Genomic DNA, 11,607 nt, shown 5'->3' on the forward strand with positions numbered 1-11,607 from the left:
CCACAGGCGCTAGATAAGTTGTACGCCAAACCTATGTGAAAAAGCCCGCAAGACGCAGGCTTTTTGAATCAGTTCACCAAATACGGTTTAATTAGCGACAAAGCGCTTGCCACTGCTTTGTGGCTTCAGGATCGCCATTTCGATAGCCAATATAGCAGTTCAGTTTTTTAGTCGTATCACTTTGCAAGGCCAGATCTAATCCTGTGGGCACCTCGATAAGATGCAATCCACCTATCTCGGCGCAAGTCGCTAAGGTATCGATAAACTGTCCGCAGCTTTGACAGTGATGGCCTTTACCTCCATAAGCCGCAATAAGCATCTTGGGATCGAAACCATTATCATTACAGGCATAAATAGCCGCATCACCCGCCTTACCTAAATGAAAGATATTGTTGCGCATATACACTATCACGGCGTTAGCGCCCTGCTTTTGCAGATTGATGAGCTCATTGGCCTGAAAATTAAACCCGCCATCTCCAGTAAGCACTAAAATAGTCTGCTGACTGCCAAGCTGCGCTAGTTGATCGCTAATCGCTCTCGCATAAGGCAAACTTGTCCCCATCGCGGCATACCAAGGATTCGCCAAATAACTGCGGCCAATATCGCTCGCCCCTGTTTCGAGTTCAAAGCTAGCAAATAAGGAGTTGCCCACTTCAGGCACAAAAATGAACGACTGTTGCAACTGACGCTGCACCCGATTAATACAAGCGGCGATATTGTGATACCCCAAGGTACTATCGTAATCCAATGCCTGCTCACTCTTTACGGCTAACAGCGATTTAGAGATAGATTTAGAATAAGAATAAGAATTAGAATTAGACTTAGATTCAAAGCGATAATGCAGCTGCTCCATCACCGCGAGGATATCTTGCTCCCATTTAGCCGTGCCTTTTACCATGGTCTTGTTGGGGTGATTGTCTATGGTGTGCGTTTGGCTGCTAAAGGCGTTATTAGTGTCAGAGGGAAAAATGGCGCTGCCCAGCTCTAAGACATAATCGACTCGCTCATCTATATAGGCTTGATGTTCAAGTTGACTAAAGACCCCGTTATAACTACCTAAACACAATGAGTCCCTCTCATCTAACATTCCTTTGCCAAACCAACTGGTGGCATAGGGCAGATCATGTTGATGACAAAATTCGATAATATTATTGAGTAACGCTTTATTTAATCTCAACTTCTCGCCAAGAAAGACCAGAGGATATTTTGCCTGAGACAATTTTGCCTCAATCTGGGCAGCAATAAGCTCTGCGCCACTAAGATTAAGCGTCTGGGTCTGAAAAAATGCAAGATCGCGAGGAAGAGAGAGGGCTTGGGTGGGTTGATGTACTAGGTCTCTCGGGATCTCAATATATACGGGCTGACGATTGATAAAAGCATGGCTCAATAGATCTAAAAACTGCTCCGCTGCCACATTGGGCTGACCACTATGACGCTGACCTTGCAGACGCTCCGCTCTAAGACCTAAGGCTTTAAACGCATTTAATGCCGCATCGAGATCGGTATGCCAAGCGCTATGTGGATGCACACTATGATGCAAAGCATCACTGTTGATCTCAGTCTCACCTGGCGCACCCGAGATAAAAATCACAGGTAAACCTTCGGTACGGGCTAAAGCCGCAGCCGAGGTACAAGGTAAACTGCCCACGGTATAGGTGGTCAAACAAACCCCTAATGGATTTAACTCAGCTTGTGCACACGCGGTAAAGCCCGCATGCATTTCATTGCTTGAAGGCAGTACCGCTATCAGCTCAGACAGAGCGTTAATCAAGTTAGCGACAAAATCACCGCCGACACCATAGACTCTCTGCACCCCAAACAGCTGCAACTGCTGGGCGATGCTCTGACCGAGCGTCGGCAGTTGCTGGTAATATTGTTCACCGAAGTTGTCTTGTATCTTAGCGTTCATCACGTCACCGCTTAACCATATCTGAGAGAACGCAGCCTAGAGGGGTTAAGGGATTCATGTGTTGATCGAGATCAGTTTAAAAGATTTGAGCCCTAAGTCCCCTGCGAAAACTAATCGTTACGTTCTAGTTGAAATGACCTTTACAGCACTCGATAACCCTGTATTGATATCGTTACAGCCATCAGTATTGCTCTCAAATTTGAGGAGATGGATTAACACTGATGAACAGAGAGAAGCTGATTGGAGTGAATTGATACCGCTCATTCGAAAGAGATAATGAAAAGAAATTGCGCAGTAAAAGGCTTTTGTTTCTTGGAGGAATTGCCCTTTACTGCGATGAGACTAGGCTTCGAACGCCTTATATTGGATCTTATTGACGTACCACTCTTTTTTGCCTGCGGGAGTTCTCACGACAACTTCGTCATCGACCTGCTTACCAATTAACGCACGAGCCATAGGTGAGTCAATCGTAATGTAACCTAGCTTAGTATCTAGCTCATCTTTACCCACAATACGATAACGCACCACTTCACCGGCTTCATTTTCCAGCTCTACCCAAGCACCAAAGAACACCTTGCCCTCTTGCTGGGGTGAATAATCGACAATCTTTAGGTCTTCGACTCGCTTAACTAAATAGCGAACTCGACTATCTATTTGTCTTAAAAGCCTTTTATTATAAGTGTAATCAGCGTTTTCGCTTCGATCACCTTGCGCCGCAGCCTCCTGCACCTTCTTGGTGATCTCTGGCCGATACTCCTTCCACAAATACTTTAGCTCCCTATCGAGGGTCTGCCAGCCTTCGCGGGTGATTAACATGGCTTTTGTATCAATACTGGATTTGTTTTCCATTTAGCTTAATCACTCAACCTTTAGTTAGTTAGACGTTAATGATTTATAAATTAGTCATTCCATCTTAGTGGTAAACCACCATTAATGGCCAGATGATACCCATTGATAGAGGGAGATGACAATAGCATAACTCAGCGAAACACGGCCTAAGATTAACCACGCAGTTTTTACAACCAATAAGCATCATCAACTTAGACGATTCAATTTAGTTACAATTTCGCGTACCAAGCCCAAATAGACTATAATCTACTTTTATTTCAAACAATTAAATCATTAAAGATCGAGCCATAATCATTCTAGGCTAAGATGTAGATGAAATTCTCGCTAGTCATTTAATCGGCAAAACAGCTATATTAAGCGAGCATATAAAATTAATAATGAATATCAGCAAGTTGGACTGGCTTTTATTGGCCAATCGCACTGAAATAAGGGATAAAAAGCATGGGACAAGAAACCTCTAAAATTCTCGTCGTCGATGATGATATGAGGCTAAGAGCCTTACTAGAGCGTTACCTGATGGAACAAGGTTATCAGGTTAGAAGTGCCGCTAATGCCGAGCAAATGGACAGATTGCTCGAACGTGAGAACTTCCATCTACTTGTACTCGATCTTATGCTCCCTGGCGAAGATGGCCTGTCGATCTGCCGCCGTCTAAGACAGCAAGGCAACACCATCCCTATCGTCATGCTAACCGCCAAAGGGGATGAAGTAGACCGTATTATCGGCCTTGAGTTAGGAGCAGATGACTATCTACCTAAGCCCTTCAATCCTCGGGAGCTACTCGCACGCATCAAAGCGGTTATGCGCCGCCAAACGCCTGAAGTACCTGGAGCTCCGACTCAGCAAGAGGAGGAGATAAGCTTCGGTGAGTTTACCCTAAACCTAGCGACCCGCGAGATGTACCACGGCGAAGAGGCGATATCGCTCACCAGTGGTGAATTTGCAGTGTTAAAGGTGCTGGTCAGTCACCCGAGAGAGCCGCTTTCACGGGATAAGTTGATGAATCTTGCTCGCGGTCGTGACTACTCAGCACTGGAACGTTCTATCGATGTGCAGGTATCACGTCTACGTAGGTTGATAGAAAAAGATGCCGCCAACCCTCGTTACATTCAAACGGTATGGGGCCTTGGCTACGTATTTGTGCCAGACGGGGCGGCTCGTCGCTAATGCCGCAAACAATTTGCCGCTAATCGATGAAGTGGCTTAAACGATTTCTACCTCGCAGTGCATTTAGCCAAACAGTATTACTGATTGGCTCCTTGCTGCTGGTTAACCAATTGGTGTCATACCTCTCTGTCGCTGTTTATTTCATTCAACCCACTTACCAACAGATCAACCAACTCATTGCTCGCCAAGTAAAACTCCTGTTTGTCGATGGTGTCGATGTCGGCCGTGAACATTTGACCATGGTCGATGCGCTCAATGCCAAAGTACACGATGATGGCATGCACATTTACAACATCAAGCAAGCCCGTGAAGCCGGCGTCGAAAGAGCGACTTATTACACTTTATTGTCGGCACAGATGTCTGAACATCTAGGGGGCAAGGCCGAGGTGAGAATTGCTCAGGGTAAAGAGTTTGAGATCTGGATCCGTCCGCCGCAAGCGCCGTCGGTGTGGATAAAAGTCCCCTTGACCGGATTTAATGAATTCGGTTTGTCACCGCTAACCCTCTATCTGATGGTTATCGGTGCGCTCAGTGTTGCCGGAGGTTGGTGGTTTGCCCGCAAGCAAAATAAGCCACTTAAAAGACTACAAAAAGCGGCTATTGCGGTCTCTCGAGGAGACTATCCAGCACCACTGCCACCGAGTGGCTCGACCGAAATTATCGAGGTAACGAACGCCTTTAACCAGATGTCTCGTAGCATGCAACAGCTAGAACAAGACAGGGCCCTGCTGATGGCTGGGATCTCTCACGATCTACGCACGCCTCTGACCCGTATTCGCCTCGCCTCAGAGATGATGGTTGAAGAAGATGAATACCTAAAAGACGGCATTGTCCATGATATCGAAGATATGGATGCCATCATCAATCAGTTTATTGCCTATATAAGGCAAGATCAGGAATCGAACCGTGAACAGGGGCAGATCAATGATCTGATTGAAGATGTGGCCCAAGCCGAATCTAAACGTGAAGGTGAGATAGAGATAGCACTCACCTTCTGCCCCAAAATCCCCATGCAAGCGGTAGCCATTAAACGTATCATCGCCAATTTAGTTGAAAATGCATTTCGCTATGGTAATGGCTGGATCAAACTCAGCTCAAACTTCGACGGAAAACGTGTTGGCTTTAGCGTGGAAGACAATGGTCCCGGTATTCCATTAGAGCAGATCCCTAAATTATTCCAACCTTTCACTCAAGGCGATAGCGCTCGTGGTAGTGTCGGCTCAGGATTAGGTCTGGCCATCATCAAACGTATCGTCGATCGTCATCAAGGCGAAGTGGTCTTAACCAATCGTAAAGAGGGCGGTTTACACGCCCAAGTTTGGTTACCCTTAGAGTAGTTCACCTCTTCTATAAAAAACCAATTCATCAATATAGATAATCGCTCTGCACTGTCATCAACTTGTCATGTTTACGTAATAATCTGGCGCAAATTATTATTGGCGCGTGATAATGAAAATTTCTACTCTCTCACTCTGGGCCTCTGCAACCCTGTTACTCCTAGCAGCTCTTCTGGCGACAGTCGTCGTTTGGAGCGGCCAGCAGAGAACACAAATCGAACATGAGACAAGCCTGTTGGCCGACGTGCAAAAGCGCTTCTTGGTAGAGGTTCGCCGCCAACTCGAAGGCTATTTAACTAGTGGTAACGCCCAGTTATTGGACAACGCCAAACAACAACTCAATGATATCAGCAGCGATATCAATCGCCTTTCTCACCAAGATGCACAGCTAGTCGCACAAGCTATCTCAAGCTTTATTCTTGATCTCGATAGCCAATATCGCGCGGCAGGTAAGCTCGCTGGTAACCCTAGAGAATTACTGGCCCATGCAGAAAGCGAGATGCTCTCTTACAACCAACATCTTGCCCAATATGCCACCTCAGGGCTTATCGAACACTCCGAGCTCGCCATGCAATACATGGCGTTAACCCAAGAGTTGCCCCCTCTGGTTTACCAACTTTCTCAGCTAACTGAAGGTTATTTACTAGATAAAGATCAGCGCCTTAAGTCGATACTTTCTACTGCTACCCAAGCGCTAACCCAGTGGCACGATAAATTGGCCAAATTGCCCTTACTGGGAATCTATGAAACTCAGGAGGTCGATGAATTTGCCCTTGGTGATGATGAAGCAGAGCAAATAGAGATTGGTGAGGCTGACTATAGCGAACTCCTATCTCTGAGCAATCGCTACGATAAAGAGGTCACCAATACCGATAATCTATTGATTGCCAACAGACAAGCACAAGATGCCATGATGACAGCCATCGCAGACATAGAGCGGCAGTTACTCACCCTAGGCTTGGCGCAACAATCACAAACCCGTGAACTTAAACAGCAGCTACAACTCATCCTCTACGGCGTTGTTTCCATACTTACGCTGTTTGCACTAGCCTATCTGCTGTTGCAACAGCAGCGAGTGGTAAAACCGCTTAAGCAGCTCAATATCGCCTTTATGCGCTTAGGTGAGTCGAACGAGAGAGAGCGTATTGCGATTCATCGACGCTGCGAAACGGGTCAGATAGCGGGCCATTTTAATCAGCTATTAGATAGATTCGAGTCGGAAGATGCAGAGCAAAGGGTCAAAATAAGCAAAATTTCAGAGTCGCTTTCTCAGTTAGTCGAGCGAATATCCAAGCTGGCGCAAGGAACTGAAACCACACTAAACATTGTCGATATTGCCCAAACGCAGACAGAGCAGATGCGCGCAATCGCAAGAGACGTCAGCGAACTATCCTTACAAGTAGAGCAGAGTGCCCAGCAAACCCATCGGCAGATGGTGTCGAGCCAAGATGAAGTGAAAGCCGTGATGACAGCGGCGGATGAAACCCAACAAGCCGTAAGCCATTGTCACCAATCGCTTAACAGTCTTAATACCTCAGTGAGCGATGTCTCGACCATCATAGATGTCATCGGCAATATTGCCGAACAAACTAACTTACTCGCACTAAACGCCGCAATTGAAGCGGCTAGAGCCGGGGAACAGGGCCGAGGCTTTGCCGTTGTTGCCGATGAAGTTCGCAGCCTATCACAGCGGACACAGCACTCTTTGCAAGAGATCTTGACCATACTCAATCAACTGACAACCGCAAATAGTCAGTTAGAACACAGTGTAAAAGGGATCGAAAATGCCAGTATTAAACAGTCTCAAGGAGCGCAAGCGCTTTGGCAAGTCACTCAAACAGTACAACAGCAAGCGCAAGAGATGAATGAAACGGCCAAGCAGGGCAGCAATTACAGCAGCAATCAAGTAAGTCACTTAGACCAACTGTATAGCGCCATGGATGAATTAAAGCAGCACGCTTTGCACTCGGCTGAGCAAAGTGAAGTGATTGCTAGCGAAGTCGCCCAGAGTGTAGCCGATATAGAAGCGAGTTTAGGGATAGATGTTCCCCCAGAACAAGATAAGTGGGTTGCTTAACCATAAGTATAAGCAACCCAGCACAGTTACAGCGTAGCAATTACCACTTCAGCCTTGCTTACCTCAAAGCTTTTAGGTGCTTCGACGTTAAGGCTAGTCACTACGCCGTTGTCGATCACCATGGCATAACGCTGTGAACGTACGCCGCCAAACCCAGCAGTATCCATCTCTAGTCCCAACGCTTTAGTAAAGCTTGCATCACCATCGGCAAGCATCATCAGCTCGCTAGCATTTTGAGCTTCGCCCCACGCCTTCATCACAAACGCATCGTTAACCGATACACAAGCAATAATGTCGACGCCTTTGGCCTTAAACTCATCGGCTAAAACCACATAACCCGGTAAGTGGGCTTCTGAACAGGTTGGAGTAAATGCCCCTGGAACCGCAAAAAGTACAACTTTTTTATTGGCAAACAACTCGGTCACATCGTGATTAACCATCCCCTCTTTAGTCAATTGAGCTAATGTGGCTGATGGTAACTTTTGTCCTTGTTCGATCATGAGTCACTCCTTAATGATGATAAAAATGGATAACAGTGAATATAGCCTCCAGCATAGTCCTAAATTGCTCTAACAAACACCGACTAAGCTTGTGGTTACTCAATTTATGACGTTAATTTAACCTGTGGCGTTTTGGGCTCACTAGACGATAGGCTTTATGACAACATTTGCCACAAAGGACTAAACATAGTTCGCTCAAAATTGAGATAAAAAAGCCTAGCAGCAAACCTATAGCAATGGCACGGCCATCTAACATAATGGTATGGCTAAAATTCTGCCATACCTGATCGCGGATCTCTGGCAGAGGGCTCATGACAAGTTGGTCGAACCCACCATAGGTCGACTGATTAAATTCAGCGAATGCCTCTGACAACAACCGATATCTTTGGTAAATCGTCTCGATGCTCTCACCACCAGCGTTGAACACGGCATCGGGATTTTGTTTATAGTGAGCGATTAGCCTATCGATATCACCGCCGAAGAAACGGTCAGCGTCACGCTGAAACTCGGCCAGACTCTGCTTAGCCTCCTGGGTATGAGCCGCGAGCGCCTTGCCATACTGATCGACAAAGGCCGGCACCTGCACGCCTAACAGCACGCCACAGACAAACAGCACCAGCCTCAAGTAATCCATCAAACGCCTTAGCATTAATCCGACCTTAGCCTCTCAATTAACAGACATTAGCTCTCTATCACCACGCTAGGATACTGCTCGCTGGCATACTCATGATAGATATCGTCCAGAAAACCAGGTAGATCATCCTCTGCCAGCTCGGGTGGGATAGCCACATCATAGATGCGGGCACGCATCCCCGCTTGCGATTCGTTAAACAACTGCCACTCGCTACCGACGCGTCTAACCGACATAGATCTGCCGAACACATTTACCCTTATCATCGCTCGCTCCCAAAACACCACTAGATTAGCAAGCTAACACTCGCCGCAAGACATCACAATAGCAACCAAGCATCACTCACAAGGCAGAGAAGCAGATCAAAATTAGTAGCTGAAATTACAAATATAGCCAATAGAGAGTGAATCCTTATCAATCAAGAAGATAAGTTTCCCATAAGTAGTAAATAAAAAATGAGGCAACTCTCACCTCTGCTCCTTGACTATTCACAGTTACATGAACCAATAACATAATGATTATAAAGTAAATTGTATTGTAACCACTCAGTTAGAGGTACCTAACAAATCAATATCGAATCAGGTATGAATAAAAAAATCAGTTTTTAAATGAAAAAGCCAAATTGATTGGCTAAAGTTAAATTGTGATTGTTGAATTTATATAGATGAAGCGATTTTTGTCATTATAACAACTTTTGGTAAGTGTAAAGAATATATAGAAAACTTAACGCATGTGAGGCTGATATGTCCGGTACAAAAAATTGGGTTGAGGTTCTTCCATGGAGCCAAACTTTTGAGACTAAGCTTCCGTTAATCGATGAACAACATAAGCGGCTAGTTACACTTTTAAATGAAATGGGATCTAAACTGGCACTCGGTGACGAACTGCTTGAGCTCGATAACGTACTAGACGAACTCCACAGCTATATAAGTTATCACTTTGAATTTGAAGAGAAAATATGGAACAAATACTTTGGTGATGATGCATGGGCCATTAAGCATCATCAAACGCATTCCGACTTTATTGCTAAGGTGGATTATTTCAGACAGCAAGCACGATCAGGTAAGAGAAAGGCATTGTATGAACAAATATTACACTTTCTGCTTTATTGGTTAGCACATCATATTTTAGATGACGATATGCGGATGGCCAAAGTTATCCACTCCCTGGATGCTGGTATTTTGTTACAAGAGGCTAAAATTAATATTCAGACTGAAATGAGTGATTCCATTGAGGTATTTATTAATTCACTACTTAATACGTATGGAAGCTTAACTTCACGAACATTAGAGTTAGAAGAAGAGAAGAAAGAACATGCTAAAGTTACACACGCTCTTGAACTTCGTAAACGTCAGGAGCAGGAGTTTGGCAATGAAATCATAAACAGTGTGCCAGGGCTCGTCTATTTATGCGATAACCAGCAGAACCTCATTCGTTGGAATAAGCGTTTCATTGATGATCTTGGTTATTCAGAAGATGATTTGAGAAGCATGAAAATTTTAGACTTTATCGATAAATCGCAACACAAAAAAGTTTTAACTGCATTGTCAACACTGTTCGATGGCAAATCAATTACAGAGGCCGAAGCCAATGTAAAGACAAAAAATGGCAAACTGATTCCATATTTATTTACTAGCACACCCTTTATCATGAATGACAATCCTTGTTTTATTGGTACAGGAATTGACATTTCTATACGTAAAAATTTTCAAGATAATTTGATCAGAAAGTCGGATGAGCTGAAAGCAGCATTAATAGGAATTATTACCGCTGTTAGTAAGGCGTTGGAGACTCGTGACCCATATACTGCAGGACACCAACAAAGGGTTAAAGAGATAGCTACAGCCATCGCAGAAAAATTAGGCTTGAATGAAGAACGTATAGAAGGTTTAAAATTGGGGGCCAGTATCCATGATATTGGTAAGCTAGCTATTCCAGCAGAAATGTTGGTAAAACCTACTCGATTAACTGAGCTCGAATACAGCGTGATAAAAACTCATGTCGAGGCTGGCGTAAATATCCTTAAGGGCGTTAATTTCCCTTGGCCTGTTGTTGATATAATCGAGCAACATCATGAAAGACTTGATGGTTCTGGATATCCCAATGGACTAAAGGGGAATGAAATTTCTTTAGAGGGGCGTATTCTAGCAGTTTCTGATGTTTTTGAAGCAATGTCTGCTCATCGACCATATCGCCCTTCTCTAGGGATAGATAAAGCCATGCAGGAATTAAATATTAACAGCGGAAAATTATATGACCCTCAGGTTGTTGAGGCATTAAAAGAAATATTGAAAGAGGAGCCAGAGAGAATAAGCCCGCATATATCAAACTGATTATCTGGTGTTCATCATCCCACTTTTCTTTAAATTATGATAGAGCGAATGTTGCAGCAATCAAGTTCACTACGCCATAAATCCGTTTCTGTTCGGTAACAATGTTACATTGTTACCGGCTAAGATATCACAATGAGTTAAGAAATATGGAGTCGTTATTAATCAGGCTTACCCGCATGAATATATCATCATTAATCAATAATATAACTAGCCACCTCTCCAATATCAATACGCACTATCTTGGCCTACATCTGACAATGTACTTTTAACATTTATTGCTATCTATGAATAAGAAAAAACTGTTGATTTTATTCGAAGTAGTGAGCTTGAATACCAGGCAAGGTCATGAACATTTTAAGAGCAATGGCAGACCAAAGTTGACCTAGCCATCCTACGGTGATCTTATGCTCCTCTTTTTAGGAGTAGCCATGAACATAGATACCATCAAAGCACATTTCTCCATCATCCGTGGCGAGCGACAAAGCCCAAAAGTCGATTACCCTGTGTTTGATATTTTGTTTAGCTCGATCTGTGCCGTGATAGCCGAAGGTCAATGCTGGGCTGACATTCGCGAGTACGTTCTGGCCACCATGAATGGTTTCTTAAGCAGGGCTTGTTTGAAAATGACGTGCCTGTTGATGATACTTTTGTCCGCCTGATTGCAAGCATCGATCCTGCTGAATTTCGCGATTGCTTTCTGGCTTGGATGAAAGCCGTACACTGACTGACCAGTGGTGAAGTGGTAACCATTGATGGTTAGACCTTGCGCGGCTCTATGACAGACACGACAGGCAAATCGACAAG

Annotated in this window: 9 protein-coding genes and 1 pseudogene; 5 read left to right on the top strand and 5 right to left on the bottom strand. The window is 44.6% G+C overall.

Annotated elements, in window-relative coordinates:
- Positions 1–91 precede the first annotated feature (91 nt).
- Both K0I73_RS17910 and greB read right to left on the bottom strand, forming a co-directional pair.
- Positions 92–1,909, bottom strand: coding sequence for a thiamine pyrophosphate-binding protein (locus K0I73_RS17910; RefSeq protein ID WP_220062372.1), 1,818 nt, complete (start codon positions 1,907–1,909; stop codon positions 92–94).
- 342 nt (positions 1,910–2,251) lie between these two features.
- Positions 2,252–2,758, bottom strand: coding sequence for a transcription elongation factor GreB (gene greB, locus K0I73_RS17915; RefSeq protein WP_220062373.1), 507 nt, complete (start codon positions 2,756–2,758; stop codon positions 2,252–2,254).
- A gap of 441 nt (positions 2,759–3,199) precedes the next feature.
- Here greB and ompR point away from each other — a divergent pair, with 441 nt between their 5' ends.
- The 3 genes from ompR (at position 3,200) to K0I73_RS17930 (ending at position 7,339) form a co-directional block, all read left to right on the top strand.
- The gene (gene ompR, locus K0I73_RS17920; protein ID WP_220062374.1) at positions 3,200–3,925 is read left to right on the top strand and encodes an osmolarity response regulator transcription factor OmpR; all 726 of its coding nucleotides are present in this window, start codon (positions 3,200–3,202) and stop codon (positions 3,923–3,925) included.
- A 26-nt stretch (positions 3,926–3,951) separates the two neighbouring features.
- Entirely contained in the window at positions 3,952–5,262 is a 1,311-nt protein-coding gene (envZ, locus tag K0I73_RS17925) for a two-component system sensor histidine kinase EnvZ (RefSeq protein ID WP_220062375.1), read from the top strand.
- A gap of 112 nt (positions 5,263–5,374) precedes the next feature.
- The gene (locus K0I73_RS17930; RefSeq protein ID WP_220062376.1) at positions 5,375–7,339 is read left to right on the top strand and encodes a methyl-accepting chemotaxis protein; all 1,965 of its coding nucleotides are present in this window, start codon (positions 5,375–5,377) and stop codon (positions 7,337–7,339) included.
- 26 nt (positions 7,340–7,365) lie between these two features.
- Here K0I73_RS17930 and K0I73_RS17935 read toward each other — a convergent pair whose 3' ends face one another.
- The 3 genes from K0I73_RS17935 to K0I73_RS17945 all read right to left on the bottom strand — a co-directional run bounded on the left by K0I73_RS17935 (position 7,366) and on the right by K0I73_RS17945 (position 8,736).
- Positions 7,366–7,839: a peroxiredoxin gene (locus K0I73_RS17935; RefSeq protein WP_220062377.1), complete on the bottom strand. Its 474-nt coding sequence runs from the start codon at positions 7,837–7,839 to the stop codon at positions 7,366–7,368.
- A gap of 112 nt (positions 7,840–7,951) precedes the next feature.
- Positions 7,952–8,473: a DUF2937 family protein gene (locus K0I73_RS17940; protein ID WP_258405234.1), complete on the bottom strand. Its 522-nt coding sequence runs from the start codon at positions 8,471–8,473 to the stop codon at positions 7,952–7,954.
- 47 nt (positions 8,474–8,520) lie between these two features.
- Entirely contained in the window at positions 8,521–8,736 is a 216-nt protein-coding gene (locus K0I73_RS17945) for a DUF7661 family protein (protein WP_220062379.1), read from the bottom strand.
- Positions 8,737–9,213: 477 nt separating this feature from the next.
- On the opposite strand from K0I73_RS17945, the gene K0I73_RS17950 reads away from it, so the two are divergent.
- Together K0I73_RS17950 and K0I73_RS17955 are read left to right on the top strand one after the other, a co-directional pair.
- Positions 9,214–10,803, top strand: a complete 1,590-nt coding sequence (locus K0I73_RS17950; protein WP_220062380.1) for a bacteriohemerythrin — start codon at positions 9,214–9,216, stop codon at positions 10,801–10,803.
- A gap of 428 nt (positions 10,804–11,231) precedes the next feature.
- Positions 11,232–11,527, top strand: a pseudogene (locus K0I73_RS17955) (transposase family protein).
- Positions 11,528–11,607: the final 80 nt, after the last annotated feature.

This window comes from Shewanella mesophila, assembly GCF_019457515.1.
Taxonomy (GTDB): Bacteria; Pseudomonadota; Gammaproteobacteria; order Enterobacterales; family Shewanellaceae; genus Shewanella; species Shewanella mesophila.